We start from the raw sequence: 16,550 nt of genomic DNA, 5'->3' as shown, positions 1-16,550 counted from the left end.
GACCCCGCCGCTCCGGCAGACGCACCGAACCGCCGCAAGGCGCGGTCGCGAGCGCATTGATGCGTGCGCGCCTGCCTGATACGAGCGTTCTGTTGTATGATGAAACGATTATCGGACGATTGCGCCGGCGGGATCGCTCCGCGAACCTTCGGCCGTATGCATCGTTATCGCGGACTTGCGGCAAGGAAACATCCGCAACATGGGTGAGACGCGCGTGGACAATTCGATTGACCGTTCCGATCCGCGGGCGTGGCACGCCGCCATCGTCGTCATGCTCTGCATCGCCCTCGCCGGCGCGGCGGGCTGGATTGTCTACAGCGGCCGGAGCGCCGGCGAGCCCGCCGTGCTCATCGCGCTCGCCGGCTGCGCCGTGCTGGGCGTGGCGCTCGCGCTGGCGCTGGCGCTCGGCGCGTTTCACCCTGCCGGGCGCTCGCGCGACGACCTCGCGCGGGTGCTTGCCGATACCGCCGACGAGGGGCTGATCGCCGTCGAGGGCGACGGCCACGTCGTCTACACGAACGCGGCCTACCGCGCCCTCGCCGGGCGACTGAAAAGCGACGACCTGCCCGGCCCCCCCACCATCGAGCGCCTGTTCAACGGCGCGGACGACATCGCCGAGGCGATCTACCGCCTGGCGCAGGCGGCGCGCGAGGGACGCAGCACCTGCGAGGAAATCCGCGTCGTTCGGAAACGCCCGCAAGCGCCGCCGCACAAGACAGCGCCCGGCCAGCCGGAGGCGCTCTGGTTCAAGGTCGGCGTGCGCTCCCTGCCGCGCACGCGCGGGCGGCGGGCGACGCTGTGGAGCGTCGCCGACATCACCCGCGACCGCGAGCGGCAGGAGGCCGTGTTCCGCGAGCTTCAGCACGCCATCGACTATCTCGACCACGCGCCCGCCGGCTTTCTCTCGCTCACCGCGCAGGGCGACATCGTCTACATGAACGCGACCCTCGCCCGCTGGCTCGACCACGATCTCGCCAAGGTCGGCTCCGGCGGGCTGACGCTGCCCGAGGTGGTGCCCCCCAACGCCGCCGCGCTCATCGCCTCCGTGACCGGCGAGGCGGGCGCGGAACGCACGGAAACGCTCGACGTCGACCTGCGCAAGCGGGGCGGCCAGAGCCTGCCGGTGCGCCTCTTCCACCGCATCGCCTTCGACGCCGACGGGCGGCCGACGCCCTCGCGCACGCTGGTGCTCAACCGCTCCCCCGGCGAGGACGTGGCCGAAGGCCAGCGCGCGGCGGAGGTCCGCTTCGCCCGCTTCTTCAACAACACGCCGGTGGCCATCGCCACCGTCGACCGGCAAGGCGTCATCCTGCGTTCCAACGCCTCCTTCGCCCGCCTCTTCGGCGGCGGCGCGGCGGCCCCGGCGCCGGCGGGCGCCGGCCGCTCCATCCTCGCCACCGTCGCCCCGCGCGACCGCGAGGCGCTGGCGCGCGCCGTGCATCAGGCCGCCGAAGGGCTCGGCGACATCCCCCACATCGACGTCACCGTCGCCGGGCAGGGGGCGGGAGCCGCGCAGAAGGGGCAGGCGGAGCGCTCGGCGCGCTTCTACTTCAGCGGCATCGACGACGGCGAGCTCGACGGCGAGGCCGCCATCGTCTATGCGCTGGACATCACCGAGCAGCGCGCGCTGGAGGCCCAGTTCGCGCAGGCGCAGAAGATGCAGGCCATCGGCCAGCTCGCCGGCGGCATGGCGCACGATTTCAACAACGTGCTGCAAGCCATCATCGGCTATTCCGACCTGTTGCTGTCGAACCACCGGCCGACCGATCCCGCCTTCCAGGACATCATGCAGATCAAGCAGAACGCCAACCGCGCCGCCGCGCTCGTGCGGCAGTTGCTGGCGTTCTCGCGCCGCCAGACCCTGCGGCCGAAGGTCGTCCAGCTCGGCGACGAGCTGACCGAGCTGTCCATGCTGCTGCGCCGGCTGCTCGGCGAGCGGGTGGAGCTCGACCTGCGCCACGGCAGCGGCCTGTGGGAGGTGAAGGCCGACGCCAACCAGATCCAGCAGGCGGTCATCAACCTCGCCGTCAACGCCCGCGACGCCATGACGGAAGGCGGCAAGCTCACCATCGCCACCGCCAACGTGGCCGCCGCCGACGTCGCCCGCTACGGCCACAGCGAAGCCTCGCTGCCGCATGCCGATTACGCGCTGATCGAGGTGTCGGACACCGGCACCGGCATCCCGCCCGAGGTGCTCGACAAGATCTTCGAACCGTTCTTCACCACGAAGGAAGTGGGCAAGGGCACCGGGCTCGGCCTGTCGATGGTCTACGGCATCGTGCAGCAGAGCGGCGGCTTCATCTTCTGCGAGAGCGCGGTGGGCGAAGGCACCACGTTCCGCATCTTCCTGCCCCGCCATGTGCGGACGGAATCCCGCGTCGCCGTGAAGGAGAAGCAGCCGGAGGCCGTCGATGTCACCGGGCGCGGCACGGTGCTGCTGGTCGAGGACGAGGAAGCGGTGCGCAAGTTCGCCGCCCGCGCGCTCGCCACCCGCGGCTACACGGTGCTGGAAGCGACCTCCGGCGCGCAGGCGCTCGCCATCGTCGACAAGCTGGACGCGCCCGTCGATCTCGTCGTCTCCGATGTGATGATGCCGGAAATGGACGGCCCGACGCTGCTCGTGCAACTGCGCCGGCGCTTCCCCGACCTCAAGGTGATCTTCGTATCCGGCTACGCGGAAGACGCCTTCGAGCGGAATCTGCCGGAAGGCGAGAATTTCACCTTCCTTCCCAAACCCTTCGGGCTGAAGGAACTCGGCGAGGCGGTGAAGAAGGCGCTGGGGTGAGGCATTTCACGCCCCGCGCCCCGCGCGCTCACGCCACCACCGTCAGCCGCTCCGCCGCGCGGGTGATACCGGTGTAGAGCCAGCGCGCGCGGTGCTCACGGAAGGCGCGCGATTCGTCGAACAGCACCACCTCGTCCCATTGCGAGCCCTGCGCCTTGTGGACGGTGAGCGCGTAGCCGTAGGTGAACTCGTCCGTATCGCGGCGGGCGGAAAAGGGAATGTCTTCCTCCGCGCCGGTGAAAAACTCCGTCAGCACGGAAACGTCGACGCCGCGCCGCGCCGCCTCGTCCTCGGGCGTCACCTCCATCTTGAGGAGGCCCTTCGCCTCGCCGCGCAGCGCCTTGATCGACCACGTACTGCCGTTGAACAGGCCCTTCGTCTTGTTGTTGCGCAGGCACACCAGCTTTTCCCCCGCCGCCGGCAGCGCATCCCTAAACCCAAGCAGCGCGCGGATGCGGCCGTTGTAGAGGCGGCGCGTGCGGTTCATGCCCACCAGCACCTGATCGGCGCGCATCACCTGGTCGGCGTCGATCTCGCGCCGGGTGATGACGCGGGTGCCCTCCTCCATGATGCGCGGCAGTTCGCCGCCCTCGCGCACCGCCATCGACAGGCGGATGATCGGGTTGTCGCGCGCCTGCCGGTGCACTTCCGTCAGCATCACGTCCGGCTCGGCCTCGGTGAAGAAGCCGCCGCCGCGCACCGGCGGCAATTGCGCCGGGTCGCCCAGCACCAGCACCGGCACGCCGAACGACAGCAGGTCGCGCCCCAGCTCCTCGTCCACCATCGAGCATTCGTCCACGATGATGAGAGCCGCCTTGCCCGCGTCCGACTGGCGGTTGAGCACGAAGGAAGGCGCGTCCTCATCCTCGTTGGTGCGCGAGCGGTAGATCAGGCTGTGGATCGTCGCCGCGCCCTCGCAACCCCGCGCCCGCAGCACCGACGCCGCCTTGCCGGTATAGGCGCCGAAGACGACATCGCCGTCGACGTCCTCCGCGATGTGGCGCGCCAGCGTGGTCTTGCCCGTGCCGGCGAAGCCGAACAGGCGAAACACCTGCGGATCGCCGGTTTTCAGCCATCGCGCCACCGCCTTCAGCGCCTCGTCCTGCTGCCCAGACCAGTTCATGCCGCTCCCGCCACACCGATAGTCACGTTTTGTTCTATAGAATGATCGGGATAAATCAACCCCCTTTGCCGCCGGACGAAACGAAAAGACCGCGCGATGCCGCGCGGTCCCGTCCCTCCGGCGATGCCTGCGCGGCGCAGCGGTTCAGAACGACCCGAGCGTCGATCCGAGCACGATGACGGCCACGAGCGCCACCAGCGCGCTGACGATCCCCGCCATCACGATATCGAAATAGCTGTCCTTATGGGTGGAGCCGCAGACGGCGAGCAGCGTCACCACGGCGCCGTTATGCGGCAGGGCGTCGAGCGTGCCGGCGCCGATCACGGCCACGCGGTGCATCAGGCCCGGATCGAGACCGGTCTGTGACGCGATCTGCATGTAGGTCGGGCCGAGCGCATCGAGGGCGATGGTGAGACCGCCGGAAGCGGAGCCCGTGAGAGCGGCGAGGATGTTGGTGGAAATGGCCAGCGACACCAGCGGCCCGCCCTCGATGCCGAGCACCCATTGCTTCACCATCTCGAAAGCCGGCATGGCCGCCACGACCGCGCCGAAGCCGACGAGACTCGCGACGTTGAGAATGGGCAGCACCGAGGCGTTCGCGCCCGAATCGAGCGTGGCGCGGATGCGCGGCAGGCGCTTGCGGTTGGTGGCGACCAGCACGAGAATCGCCGCGAAGAGCGCCACGATCACCGACCACACGCCGGCCACCGCCGACAGCGAGGTGTTGCCGAAGGCATCCGTGGCGAGATACGAGGCATCGTAGTTCGGCAGCACCGCGAACGACATGATGAGGTTCACGAGCACCACCACGACGAGGGGCGCCGCCGCGACATGGATGGGCGGCAGGCGGCTCGCGCGCCCGCCGCGCTTGATCTCGTCGGGATCGAACTCGCGCGCCGCCGTGGCCCGCGCGCGCACGATCTCGCTGCCGGCGGCGGTGGCGGCCGTCTCGTCGCCGACGCCCGCATAGGTGTAGCGCTCGCCCGCAAGCCGCGCCTTGCGCTCGGCGCGGCCCAGCCACCACAGGCCGAAGCCCAGCATGATGGCGGAGGCGATGATGCCGAGCCCCGGCGCGGCGAAGGGATTGGTGCCGAAGAACGGCATCGGGATGGCGTTCTGGATCGCCGGCGTGCCGGGCATGGCCGACATGGTGAAGGTGGAGGTGCCGAGCATGATCGCGGCCGGCATCAGCCGGTGCGGGATGTTCGCCGCCTTGAACAGGGCGTGCCCCATCGGCGCGAGCACGAAGAAGGCGACGAAGAGGCTGACGCCGCCGTAGGTGACGACGGCGCCGGCCAGCACGATCGCGAGGATCGCGCGGCCGGTGCCGAGCTTCTCCGTCATATGGTTGGCGATGGCCTGCACGGAGCCGCTCGCCTCCATGAGCTTGCCGAACACCGCGCCGAGCAGGAAGATGGCGAAGAACTGCGCCACGAAGCCCGCGGCGTTGCCCATGAAGATCTGCGTCCAGTTGGCCAGCGCCGGCTGGCCGGCGAGCAGCGCGACGATGATCGCGCATGCCGGCGCGAGCAGCAGGATGCTCCAGCCCCGATAGGCAAGCCAGATCAGCAGGCCGAGGGAGATCAGGATGCCGAGAATGCCCATCGGGAGCCCTCCGGGGTCAGGCCTGTTCGAGGAGGTTGTCGAGCAGCGTGTCGAGATCGAAGGTCGGCCGCAGCCCCAGATCCCGCCGGTGATCGCGCAGGAAGGCGTCGGCCGTGACGCGGCCCTCGTCGCGCAGCAGGTTGAGGAACTCCCATTCGGCGTTCATCTTGGAAGAAGCGCCGAGCTTCGTCATCAGCGGCGTGGTGATGCGGTGCATGCGCATGTCGGCCCATTGCTCGACCCACGCCACATGATCCAGCTCGCCTTCCTCGCGGATCAGCCGCGTGAACATGGCGATGCTGCGCAGCTCTTTCTTGAGACTCGAATTGAAGGCGATCTCGTTGAGGCGGTTGAGAATGTCGCGCGCGGTCTTCGGCACGCCGGGGCGCTCGATCGGATTGATCTGCACGAGAATGGTGTCGCGCGCATCGCTCTCGCGGATGATCGGCGTCAGCAGCGGATTGCCGGAGAAGCCTCCGTCCCAGTAGGCCTCGCCGTCGATCTCGACGGCCTGATGCACCAGCGGCAGGCAGGCCGAGGCAAGGAGCGCGTCCACGGAAAGGTTGTGGCCGCGGAAGACGCGCGGCAGGCCCGTGCGCACGTTGGTCGCGCCGATGAACAGCTTGATCGGGGAAAGCCGCAGCCGCTCGAAATCGATGACTTCCTCAAGGATGTCGCGCAGCGGATTGGCGTTGGTCGGGTTGAGATCGTAGGGCGAGAACAGCCGGCTGATGAGGTCGTAAAAGACGTAGCCGGGCGAGTTGTCGAGCGTCCAGTTGCCGAGCAGCACATCGAGGGGGGCGCGCTGAAGCGGGCTGAAACGGGCGGCGTCGCTGACCTTGCGCCAGAAGTTCTCGAGCGCCGCCTTGGCGCCCTCGCGGCCGTTCAGCGTGTATCCGTAGGCGAGCACGGCCGCGTTCATGGCGCCGGCCGAGGTGCCGGTGATGCTTTCGATCTTCAGCGTCGGATCGTCGAGAATGCTCTCCACCACGCCCCAGGTGAAAGCGCCGTGCGAACCGCCTCCCTGAAACGCCAGATCGATCAGCAGCGGATCGTCTTCGGTTCCCCGGACGGTCTCGGATACCCTGTCGGTCATGCTTCTTCCTTTCCCGATAAAAATTCGGCGACCCGGCGCAGCGCCGGGGAGCCGACCGGACCGCACGACGAACCGCGCCGGAGCGTTCGCCCCGAGCCATTTTCGCATTGACCTGAAGTCCGCCCCGATCTCAAGCTGCCGATATAGAATAGAAATTTGCTATAAGAAATCTTATACACGCCTAGTGTGACAGAAAAATACTGCGGATGCTCACAACCGGGCCTGTCGCATATGTCGGGTAATTCGGGAAGAGACTTGTTCAGGAATGCGGTTTCCGTCCGTTCATGATACTTTCGGGAGGCGCGACGACGCGTTGCGCGGCGTCAAGTGGCCGGACGAAAGCGCATGCTAGAGACTCATGCTGGAAACCATGGCCAGAGACCCGCTACAGTTGCGGCGCCCGCGCGGCGCCGACCGTGAAAGCAGAAGGGAGAGCCCCCGTGAAAGCCGCCGATATCATGACCCGCGACGTCATCACCGTGACGCCGGAAGACCGCATCGCCGATGTCGTCAGCCTGATGCTTGAAAAGAAGATCAGCGGCCTTCCGGTGGTCGACGCCGAACACAATCTCGTCGGCGTCGTGACCGAAGGCGATTTCCTGCGCCGCTCGGAACTCGGCACCCAGCGCGAGCGCACCCGCTGGCTGGAGTTCGTGCTCGGCCCGGCCAAGGCCGCGGCCGACTACGTTGAAGCCAACGCGCGGCGCGTGAAGGACGTGATGACGCCCGATCCCCTCACCGTCACGCAATACACGCCGCTCGCCGATATCGTCGCGCTGTTCGAGAAGAACCACATCAAGCGGGTTCCGGTCACGGCCAACGGCAAGCTCGTCGGCATCGTCAGCCGCGTGGACCTGCTGCGGGCACTCGCGAAGCAGTTCAGCCGCCCGGCGCTCGCCGGCGACCAGAGCATCCGCGACCAGATCACCGACGCCATCGCGCGCGAGCCGTGGGCGCCGCCCTACATTCCCGCTCCCGATGTCGAGGACGGCGTGGTGACGCTGCGCGGCACCATCTTCGACGCCACCGTGCGCGACGCGCTGAAGGTGCTGATCGAATCGGTTCCCGGCGTGCGCGAGGTGCGGGACGAGCTCATCCTCGTGGAGCCGCTCTCGGGCGTCGTCCTCGACCAGCCGGAAGGCCAGAGCGGGCGCCATTGACGGCGGTCGCGCAGGATTGACGGCGGGAGAGCAAGAGCGGGCTTGACGCGCGGCGTGCGACAGGGTCAGTGACGGCATCGTGTCCGGGGCGCTTCCGCTTTTCCCCGAATCGCGGAAGCGCCCCGTCTTTAATTGCTTTTATGCAATTTCGGACGCAAAAGCGGTGCCCTCTCTTGCCGGAATCGCCCTGGAGCAAGCATGCCGACATCCGCCCTTCTCCTTGCCGCCCCTCTCCTTGCCGCCCCTCTCCTGGCCGCGCCTGTCCTGGCCGCGCCGCTCGCCTTTCCGGCCATCGATCCGGTGGCCTTCGCCGTCGGGCCGGTGGCGATCCGCTGGTATGCGCTGGCCTACATCGCCGGCCTCGTGGGCGGGTGGTTTTATGCGCGCCGCCTCGCCGGCGCCGCATCGCTGTGGGGCCGCGTGCCCCGGCCGTCGGCCGCCGACATCGACGACATGCTCGTCTACGTCGCGTTCGGCGTCGTGCTGGGCGGGCGTCTCGGCTACGTGCTGTTCTACAATCCGGGCCAGTATCTCGCCGATCCGCTGTCGATCTTCGCCGTATGGCAGGGCGGCATGGCCTTCCACGGCGGCCTTGCCGGGGCAGCCGTCGGCATGGTGCTGCTGGCGCGGGCGAGGGGCATCCCCGTGCTGTCGCTCTTCGACGTGGCGGCGACCGTGGTGCCCATCGGCCTTTTCTTCGGCCGCATCGCCAATTTCGTCAACGGCGAATTATGGGGGCGGCCCGCGCCCGATCTTCCCTTCGCCGTGGTGTTTCCGCACGCCGGGCCTGTTGCCCGCCATCCGAGCCAGCTTTACGAGGCCTTCGCGGAAGGGTTGCTGCTGTTCGTGCTGCTCGCCATCGTCGTGCGCACCGCCGGCTTCCGCCGTCCGGGGCTGGCGACGGGCGTCTTCGCGGCGGGATACGCGATCGCGCGCAGCGTCTGCGAGTTCTTTCGCGAGCCCGACGCGCAGCTCGGTTTCCTGTTCGGCACGAACGTCTCGGCGCTCGGCGGCGGCATCACGATGGGAATGCTGCTGAGCCTGCCCCTGCTGGCGGCCGGCCTGTGGCTCATCGCGCGCGCCTGCGCGCACTCACCACGAAACGCGACGGAAACACCGGAGAAAGCCGCATGAACAACGATACGCCCAAAACGGACACCCCGCTCGCGCAGGAAATGAAGGCCGTCATCACCGCCAACGGGCCGATCTCGGTCGAGCTTTACATGGCGCTCTGTCTCGGGCATCCGCGCCACGGCTATTACATGACGCGCGATCCGCTCGGCCTCGCCGGCGATTTCATCACCGCGCCGGAAATCTCGCAGATGTTCGGCGAACTGCTGGGCCTGTGGGCGGCGGACACCTGGCGCCACATGGGCGAGCCCGCGCGCGTGCGGCTCGTCGAACTCGGCCCCGGACGCGGCACGCTGATGAAGGACGCGCTGCGCGCCGCGCGCGTGCTGCCCGCCTTCCATGCCGCGATCGACGTGCATATGGTGGAAATGAGCCCCGTCCTGCGCCGGCTTCAGGCGGAAACGCTCGCCGATTCCGGCTTTTCGCCCGCCTGGCACGACGCGTTCGCGCAGGTGCCCGCCGGCCCCGCCATCATCATCGCCAACGAATTTTTCGATTGCCTGCCCGTGCGCCAGTACGTGCGCGGGCGGGAAGGCTGGTTCGAGCGCCTCGTCGGCCTCGACGCCGCCGGCGAACTCACCTTCGGCCTCGCCAACGCCCCCGAACCGGCGCTGACGCGCGCCGCGCCCGAAGGCGTGCTGATGGAATTTCCCGCCAGCCACCTCATCGCCATGCGCCAGATCACAGAGCGCCTCGTCGCCCAGGGCGGTGCGCTTCTCGTCCTCGACTACGGCCATCTGAGCACCGGCTACGGCGACACCATGCAGGCCGTGCGCGACCACGGCTACACCGCCCTGCTCGCGGAACCGGGCGAGGCGGACGTCACCGTCCATGTCGATTTCGCCGCGCTCGCGCAGGCGGCGCGAATGGCCGGCGCCGCCGTCCATGGCCCGGCGACGCAGGGCGAGTTCCTGCTGCGGCTCGGCATCCGCGAGCGCGCGGCGATGCTTCAGGCGCACGCGGCCGCGAGCACCGGGGGCAGCGCCGCGCATATCGACACCGCCCTCAACCGCCTCATCGACATGGACACGCGCGGCATGGGACAATTGTTCAAGGCCATGGCGGTGGCGCACCCCGCCCTGCCGCTGCTGCCGGGCTTCGACCGGCGGCACGATCCCTGACGAAAGGAACCGCCATGACGGCACGCGATATCATGACGGCGGAAAACGAAGCACAGCCGGCGCCGCGCGCCGCCGACGGGCCGGAAGCGCTGGAAGCGGTTGCCCTCGCGGCGCTCTCCGGCATCCGGCATGCCTTTTTCACCCGGCGCGGCGGCGCCTCGCAAGGGCTTTACGCCGGCCTGAACGGCGGGCTCGGCTCATCCGACGCGCGCCCGGCCGTCGATGAAAACCGCCGGCGCATGGCCGGCCATTTCGACCTGCCGCCGGAGCGTCTCGTGACGCTGCATCAGGTGCATTCCGCCGATGTCGTCGTCGTGGAAACGCCGTTTCCCACCGATGAGCGCCCGCGCGCCGACGCGATGGTGAGCGACCGGCCCGGCGTCATTCTCGGCATCGCCACCGCGGATTGCGGGCCGCTGCTCTTCGCCGACGGCCAGGCGGGCGTGATCGGCGCGGCGCACGCGGGCTGGAAAGGCGCCTTCGCCGGCGTGCTGGAGGCGACCGTCGCGCGCATGGAAAAGCTCGGCGCCGAACGCCGCCGCATCAGCGTGGCGCTGGGGCCGACGATCAGCCGGAACGCCTACGAAGTAGGGCCGGAATTCGTGGAGCGGTTCGTGACCGCCGATTCCGCGAATGCACGGTTCTTCACTCCCTCGGAACGCGGCGACCATGCGCGCTTCGATCTGCCGGGCTTTATCGGCGCGCGGGCAGCGGCGGCTGGCGTCGGCGCTTTCGAACACCTCGGCCTGTGCACCTACGCCGACGAAACGCGCTTCTACAGCTATCGCCGCGCCACGCACCGCAACGAAAACGACTACGGCCGCCTGATCGCCGCCATCGCGATCACGCCCGGCAACGGGGAAAGCCGCGCATAGAGCATTTCGGCGTTTCGTTGAAACGCAGAAATGCTCTATCTTATTGACTTGACGCGTTTTCTTCACGCAAAGCGGTATCTGCTTTGCGTGAAAACGCTTTAGCTTTTCGCCGCTTCGGCCGCGCCCGGATCATGTCGTCGTTTCATGGAAACGTTGACATGATCCCATTCCGTGATCCCGGGCGAAGTTTCACCGTTCGCATGCTTTCATTCGAGCCGAACATGCTTTGAAACAGCCCGCGCTCAAATCAATCCGACGCTCTAACTTTTTGATTTAACGCATCTTTGTCGACGAAAAGTGGTATCCGCTTTTCTGCACGATGCTCTATCTTATTGACTTGACGCGTTTTCTTCACGCAAAGCGGTATCCGCTTTGCTTGAAAACGCTCTAGACACGCTCCGCTGCAGAACGGGAAGTTCAGAGCGTCGCTTTATGCCGGCGACGCGCCAATATGGAAGATTGACGTAAGTCATTTTTGCCGCCTGACGCACCGTCTAGACTTGAACTTCCTTTCCAGACACAATCCATGAAATTCAAGATAGCAGTAATTAAATTTACTGTTACACTGGACGCATGGATTCATAACGACAGAACGGTCCGTCAATGCTCGTCAATGACCATATTCGAATATCGAATATCAGTCTATAATATAATTTTCTCATGTTTTTTCAATAGCGCCGGGATGTCTTCTGTTCCCGGTCGGCGCAGGCCTTTCACACGACGAGCATTCGCAACATGGATCAACATTCCCTCGCTTCGAAAAAGACGTTTCTGAAGATCGACGACACGATGGTCGCCCTTCTCGGGGAATGGTTTCCGACGATCGAGCCTCATATCCCGGACATTCTTGACACCTTCTACGCCCGCGTCGGCGCGAAGCCCGATATTCTCGCCCTGTTCGGCGCGACGCCGGAACAGCAGCGGGCGGGACTGCAACGCGCGAAACAGGCGCAGATCGCGCACTGGCGCGAGCTTTTCACCAGCGGCTTCGATGAAAACTACGTGGCTTCGACGCGCCGGATCGGCGCCGTGCACAGCCGCATCGGCCTCAAGCCTTCCTGGTACATCGGCGGATATTTCATTCTGCTCGACCAACTGAATGCCATCATCAACAGGTCGCACGTCAGCCGCCTTCATCCCCGGCGCGCCGCCGAGACGGCCGCGCGCCTGATCAGCGCCGTCAGCCGGGCGGTCATGCTCGACATGGACCTCGCCATATCAAGCTATCTGGACGGCATCCGGGACTCGCTGGACGGGCGCATCGCCGGCGAGTTCGAGGAAACGATCCGGCGGGTGACGAAGGACGTGCTGTCATCGACCGACGCCATGGCGCTGGGATCGGAGGCCGTCGCCGGCAGCATCGAGGAGACGCGCGCGCAGGCGAGCGGCTCGCTGCAATCCGCGGAAACGGCCACCGCCACGGCCAATGCCGTCGCCGCGGCAGCGGAGCAATTATCCGCGACCAACCGGGAAATCGGCCGCCAGATCGCCCGCTCCACCGACGTCACGCACCGGGCGACGCAGGAAGCCGCGCGGGCCGGCAACGTCGTGGACGGATTTGCGGCGCTTTCGGCGCGCGTCGAAGAGGTGGTGAAGCTCATCCAGACCGTCGCCGCGCAGACACGGCTCCTGGCCCTCAACGCCGCCATCGAGGCCGCGCGCGCCGGACAGGCGGGACGGGGCTTCGCCGTCGTCGCCACCGAAGTCGGTTCGCTCGCGGAGCAGACGGAGGAAGCGACGACGGACGTGTCCGAGCGGATGGGCGAGATCAGGAAGGCCTCGGCCGATACGGTCGGCGCCATCGCGACCATCAGGGCCACGATCGACGAGATCGACGCCATCGCCACCGCCGTCGCGGCGGCGGCGCACGAGCAGATCGCCGCCGCCGACGACATCACCCGCGCCATCCGGAGCGCCGCGGCGGAAACCGGCCACATTTCGCGCAGCGTCGTCGACCTCACGCACGCGGCCGACCTTGCCGGCAAGGCCGGCCGGGAAGTCGCGCAAAACGTCGCGGACCTGCGCGGCGAGGCCGCCCGTCTGGAGCAGGAGGCCACCGTCTTCATGAGCGCCGTCAGCGGCGGAAATGCCGGAACATAGAAATGCACAGAATGCGAAACATTTAAATACTAACCGACAACCCTGCAAGAATGCAATGAAAATATGTCTTGGTGCGCTTCCGTGCCGCACATATTGTCTACATATAGCAACAATTATTGAATAATAGTAATAATCTTAACTTTATACTATATTTATCGCATTGCCGCATCGGTGGATTATTTTCGTTATGAAGGGTAGTTTTCGCTGAACTGTTTATTGCAGAATAAGAGACAGGCATGATCGATATATCGGACCGCATCTCCTTCCTGGGAATCGATGCCGAGGTCACAGCGACGCTTCGGGAGATTTATCCGACCATCGAGAATGCGCTTCCCGGCATTCTCGACGCCTTCTACGGCCATATCATGGCCCGGCCGGATATCGCCCTGCTGTTCGGCGCCACGCCGGAAGAGGCGCGAAGCACCATCGAGCACGCGCGCCGCGGGCAGGCGAAACACTGGCAGCGCCTGTTCTCGGGCCGCTTCGACGAGGACTATGTCGCTTCGGTGCAGAAGATCGGCCTGGTTCACAACCGCATCGGGCTGGAGCCGTCCCGCTACATCGGCGGTTACATGATTCTGCTCGATCATCTCAACACGCTGATTTCGCGCGCCTGCGTCAGCCGCCTCAACCCCGCGGCGGCGCGGGAGAAGGCGGGGCGGATGATCGGCGCGGTGAGTCGCGCCGTGATGCTCGACATGGACATCGCCATTTCCACCTATCTCGACGCCGCGCGCGACAGCTACGATGCGCAACTCGCGAGCGGCTTCGATCTCTCGGTCAGGAACGTGGTCGACAGCGTCGCCCGGTCCGTCTCCATGCTCAACGCGAGCGCGCAGGCGGTGACGGAGACCGTCGCGCTGACGCAAAAGCACGCCGGGGAATCGGCGCAGGCGGCGGAGCTCGCTTCCGCCAATACGCAGACCGTCGCGGCGGCGACGGAGGAACTCGCCGCGACGAGCGGCGAGATCAGCCGTCTCGTGGAGCGCTCCGCCGATGTCGCGCGCGAGGCGGTGGGCCAGGCCGCCGACGTCAACGTGGCCGTGGAGGAACTGTCGCAGGTGGCGCGGCGGATCGGCGAGGTCGTCGAGCTGATTCAGGCTGTCGCCGCCCAGACGCGGCTGCTCGCCCTCAACGCCACCATCGAGGCGGCGCGGGCGGGAGACGCGGGGCGCGGCTTCGCGGTGGTGGCGAACGAGGTGAAATCCCTCGCCGCGCAAACCGAACAGGCGACCACCGACATCGCCACGCGCGTCGCCGAGATCCAGGAGGCGGCTTCCGAAACCGCCGGATCGATCAGCGGCGTCGGCCGGACCATCGGCGAGATCAGCGCCATCGCCGGCTCCGTCGCCGCCGCGGTGCAGGAGCAGCTCGCCGCGACGGCGGATATCTCCCGCTCGGTTCAGCAGGCGGCGGACGAAACCGCCCGCATCGTCGCGAACATGAACCAGGTGATCGCCGCCGCCGGCCGGGCGACGCAATCGGGCGCGGAAGTCGGCGCGGTATCGGAACGGCTGGCGGGCGACGCCGGCAATCTCGCCCGCGAGGCCGATGCCTTCATCGCCATCCTGAAAAGGGCCTGAGAGCGGTCCGCGTTCGGATCGATCCATCGAATTGAACGCAAGTTACGGTAAAACATGGAATTTAGAGCATTTCGGCGTTTCGTTGAAACGCCGAAATGCTCTATCTTATTGACTTGACGCATTTTCTTCACGCAAAGCGGCATCCGCTTTGCTTGAAAACGCTCTGGAGCGCGTTCCGTTCAAACGGAAGGCGCTATTCCCGGATGCCGTCGACATCGGCGGTGCGCCACAGCAGATGCTGGCCGCCGTCCACCGCCAGCACCTGCCCGGTGACGCTTCCCGCCCCGGCGAGATAAAGCACAGCGTCGGCGATGTCGGCGGGCGGCGAGCCGCGCCCGAGCGGCGTCGCCTGCTGCTGGCGGGCGAAATCGGCTTCCGCCTGCCGGGCGCTGCGGAACGTGGGACCGGGAGCGACGCCGTTCACGCGGATGCGCGGCGCCAGCGCCTGCGCCATGGTGCGGGTGGCCGCCGCCAGCGCGCTCTTGGCGAGCGTGTAGGAAAAGAACTGCGGATTGGGCCGCAGCACGCGCTGGTCGACGATATTGACGATCGATCCTTCCGTCCCCGACGCCGCGGGAGCGGCGAGGCCCGCCGCCATGTCGCGCGCAAGCAGCATCGGCGCGCGCAGGTTCACGGCGAAGGTATGATCCCACAGGGCGGGATCGAGCGTGGCGATATCGTCCGGCTCGAAGATCGAGGCGCTGTTGACGAGCAGCGTCACCGGCCCGAACGCTGCGGCCGCGCGGGGAACGAGGCCGCCGGCGGCCGCGACGTCCGCAAGGTCGGCGCGAAACGTCGCCGCCCGCCCGCCCGCGCCCGCGATCTCATGCGCCAGCGCATCGGCCTCGGCGCCCGAATGGCGGTGATGGATGGCGACCGCGTAGCCGGCGGCGGCGAGCCGCAGGACGATCGCGCGCCCCACGCGCCGGGCGCCGCCGGTGACGAGCGCGACGCCGGCGGTCATCCGTCGTTTCCGTCCGCTTGCGCCTTCTCGTCGTTCTGGCGGGCGAGCCTGCGCCTTTCCAGATGCTTGGCGATGCGCAGGTAGCGGAAAAAGGCGAAGTTCATCGCGGTCATGAAGCCGTAGGTGCCGCGCACGATATGGCGGCGGCCGATATAGGCCTTGATGAAGGACGCCGGAAATTCGACGAACAGGCGCAGCACGGAAACCTTCGCGCCGCGGCTGTCGAGATCGAGCGCCAGTGCGTCGGTGTAGCTGTTGAGCTTGGCGAGCTGGTCGCCGAGCGAGCGCACGGAAAAATGATGGATGGCGCCCTTCAGGCGCTTCACCCGCGCGCCCGGCACGAGTTGCACCCGGTCGTGCACGGTGGAGGACGCATAGCGGCCCTTGTCGCGCCGGTAGAGCCGCACCGGCGCGAGCGTGTAGGCGAGCGGATGGGGCGCGCGCTCGCCGGGAAAGACCTCCGCGATTCGGATCTCGTAGGCGTCCGCGTCGGGCTCCCCGCCGGCGAACAGCGCCCGGATCGCACCGGCAAGATCGGGCGGCACCAGTTCGTCCGCGTCGATGTTCAGCAGCCAGGCATGGCGGCACTGGTCCTCCGCGAAGCGCTTCTGCGGGCCGTAGCCGGGCCAGTCGTTATGAATCACGCGCGCGCCGAGCCGGGCCGCGATCTCGGGCGTGCCGTCGGTGGAGCCCGAATCAACCACCACGATGTCGTCGCTCAGGCCGGCCACCGCCGCGATGGTGCGGCCGATGCGATCCGCCTCGTTGCGGGTGATGATGAAGATGGACAATGGCAGCGGCGATTGCGTCATGGATACCGGAACCTCACTCGTTCCGCTTTGACACGATGCGCCCTCCATCGCAAGCCCGCAGGCCGCCCCGTTCCACGCCCGCGCGTCCGCGCGTCCGCGGACCGCCCCTCCGGCGCAACAGGGCGCAACGAGCCGTTACATACATTAATCGACTGTTATCTATAGCGTTCGACAGAGAGGTCGCTCCGGCCTGCC

12 protein-coding genes are annotated in these 16,550 nt (G+C 67.1%); 7 read left to right on the top strand and 5 right to left on the bottom strand.

Translation table 11 applies throughout. The features are described 5' to 3' along the window. The first annotated feature begins 199 nt into the window (after positions 1-199). Positions 200-2,785 (top strand): cell cycle histidine kinase CckA, encoded by a 2,586-nt coding sequence (gene cckA, locus ACOYJQ_RS11010; RefSeq protein ID WP_433458403.1) that lies wholly within the window; start codon positions 200-202, stop codon positions 2,783-2,785. Positions 2,786-2,813: 28 nt separating this feature from the next. On the opposite strand, the gene ACOYJQ_RS11005 is transcribed toward cckA, so the two are convergent. From ACOYJQ_RS11005 to ACOYJQ_RS10995, 3 genes are all read right to left on the bottom strand, one after another. Continuing rightward, positions 2,814-3,908 (bottom strand): ATP-dependent DNA helicase, encoded by a 1,095-nt coding sequence (locus tag ACOYJQ_RS11005; RefSeq protein ID WP_433458401.1) that lies wholly within the window; start codon positions 3,906-3,908, stop codon positions 2,814-2,816. 144 nt (positions 3,909-4,052) lie between these two features. Then, on the bottom strand, positions 4,053-5,513 hold the full coding sequence (locus ACOYJQ_RS11000) for a GntP family permease (protein ID WP_433458399.1): 1,461 nt from the start codon (positions 5,511-5,513) through the stop codon (positions 4,053-4,055). Between the two features lie 16 nt (positions 5,514-5,529). After that, on the bottom strand, positions 5,530-6,609 hold the full coding sequence (locus ACOYJQ_RS10995; RefSeq protein WP_433458397.1) for a patatin-like phospholipase family protein: 1,080 nt from the start codon (positions 6,607-6,609) through the stop codon (positions 5,530-5,532). A 440-nt stretch (positions 6,610-7,049) separates the two neighbouring features. Between ACOYJQ_RS10995 and ACOYJQ_RS10990 the strand changes: the two genes are divergently transcribed. The 6 genes from ACOYJQ_RS10990 (at position 7,050) to ACOYJQ_RS10965 (ending at position 14,579) form a co-directional block, all read left to right on the top strand. Then, complete coding sequence (locus ACOYJQ_RS10990; protein ID WP_433458395.1) at positions 7,050-7,769, top strand: CBS domain-containing protein; 720 nt, start codon at positions 7,050-7,052, stop codon at positions 7,767-7,769. Between the two features lie 198 nt (positions 7,770-7,967). After that, positions 7,968-8,903 (top strand): prolipoprotein diacylglyceryl transferase, encoded by a 936-nt coding sequence (gene lgt, locus ACOYJQ_RS10985; protein WP_433458393.1) that lies wholly within the window; start codon positions 7,968-7,970, stop codon positions 8,901-8,903. Then, the gene (locus ACOYJQ_RS10980; RefSeq protein ID WP_433458391.1) at positions 8,900-10,021 is read left to right on the top strand and encodes a class I SAM-dependent methyltransferase; all 1,122 of its coding nucleotides are present in this window, start codon (positions 8,900-8,902) and stop codon (positions 10,019-10,021) included. The genes lgt and ACOYJQ_RS10980 overlap by 4 nt, the downstream gene beginning before the upstream one ends. A gap of 32 nt (positions 10,022-10,053) precedes the next feature. Then, the gene (pgeF, locus tag ACOYJQ_RS10975; RefSeq protein WP_433458546.1) at positions 10,054-10,896 is read left to right on the top strand and encodes a peptidoglycan editing factor PgeF; all 843 of its coding nucleotides are present in this window, start codon (positions 10,054-10,056) and stop codon (positions 10,894-10,896) included. A 735-nt stretch (positions 10,897-11,631) separates the two neighbouring features. Beyond that, on the top strand, positions 11,632-12,996 hold the full coding sequence (locus tag ACOYJQ_RS10970) for a protoglobin domain-containing protein (protein ID WP_433458389.1): 1,365 nt from the start codon (positions 11,632-11,634) through the stop codon (positions 12,994-12,996). Between the two features lie 236 nt (positions 12,997-13,232). Further along, positions 13,233-14,579 carry a protoglobin domain-containing protein gene (locus tag ACOYJQ_RS10965; RefSeq protein WP_433458387.1) on the top strand — a complete coding sequence of 449 codons (1,347 nt, stop codon included), beginning with the start codon at positions 13,233-13,235 and terminating at the stop codon, positions 14,577-14,579. A 193-nt stretch (positions 14,580-14,772) separates the two neighbouring features. On the opposite strand, the gene ACOYJQ_RS10960 is transcribed toward ACOYJQ_RS10965, so the two are convergent. Both ACOYJQ_RS10960 and ACOYJQ_RS10955 read right to left on the bottom strand, forming a co-directional pair. Continuing rightward, positions 14,773-15,543, bottom strand: a complete 771-nt coding sequence (locus ACOYJQ_RS10960; RefSeq protein ID WP_433458385.1) for an SDR family oxidoreductase — start codon at positions 15,541-15,543, stop codon at positions 14,773-14,775. Continuing rightward, a complete protein-coding gene (locus ACOYJQ_RS10955) occupies positions 15,540-16,355 on the bottom strand; it encodes a glycosyltransferase family 2 protein (RefSeq protein ID WP_433458383.1) in 816 nt (271 codons plus the stop codon). The genes ACOYJQ_RS10960 and ACOYJQ_RS10955 overlap by 4 nt, the downstream gene beginning before the upstream one ends. Between the last annotated feature and the right edge of the window lie 195 nt (positions 16,356-16,550).

The organism is Pseudochelatococcus sp. (genome assembly GCF_050946405.1).
In the GTDB taxonomy this organism is placed as follows: Bacteria; Pseudomonadota; Alphaproteobacteria; order Rhizobiales; family Beijerinckiaceae; genus Pseudochelatococcus.
Note: the sequence above shows the minus strand (reverse complement) of the source record. Positions and strands in the feature narration are given on the sequence as shown.

Coding starts and splice junctions, on each gene's coding strand:
- cckA (WP_433458403.1), top strand. CDS start 200: ATGGGTGAGACGCGCGTGGACAATTCGATTGACCGTTCCGATCCGCGG.
- ACOYJQ_RS11005 (WP_433458401.1), bottom strand. CDS start 3,908: ATGAACTGGTCTGGGCAGCAGGACGAGGCGCTGAAGGCGGTGGCGCGA.
- ACOYJQ_RS11000 (WP_433458399.1), bottom strand. CDS start 5,513: ATGGGCATTCTCGGCATCCTGATCTCCCTCGGCCTGCTGATCTGGCTT.
- ACOYJQ_RS10995 (WP_433458397.1), bottom strand. CDS start 6,609: ATGACCGACAGGGTATCCGAGACCGTCCGGGGAACCGAAGACGATCCG.
- lgt (WP_433458393.1), top strand. CDS start 7,968: ATGCCGACATCCGCCCTTCTCCTTGCCGCCCCTCTCCTTGCCGCCCCT.
- ACOYJQ_RS10980 (WP_433458391.1), top strand. CDS start 8,900: ATGAACAACGATACGCCCAAAACGGACACCCCGCTCGCGCAGGAAATG.
- pgeF (WP_433458546.1), top strand. CDS start 10,054: ATGACGGCGGAAAACGAAGCACAGCCGGCGCCGCGCGCCGCCGACGGG.
- ACOYJQ_RS10970 (WP_433458389.1), top strand. CDS start 11,632: ATGGATCAACATTCCCTCGCTTCGAAAAAGACGTTTCTGAAGATCGAC.
- ACOYJQ_RS10965 (WP_433458387.1), top strand. CDS start 13,233: ATGATCGATATATCGGACCGCATCTCCTTCCTGGGAATCGATGCCGAG.
- ACOYJQ_RS10960 (WP_433458385.1), bottom strand. CDS start 15,543: ATGACCGCCGGCGTCGCGCTCGTCACCGGCGGCGCCCGGCGCGTGGGG.
- ACOYJQ_RS10955 (WP_433458383.1), bottom strand. CDS start 16,355: ATGACGCAATCGCCGCTGCCATTGTCCATCTTCATCATCACCCGCAAC.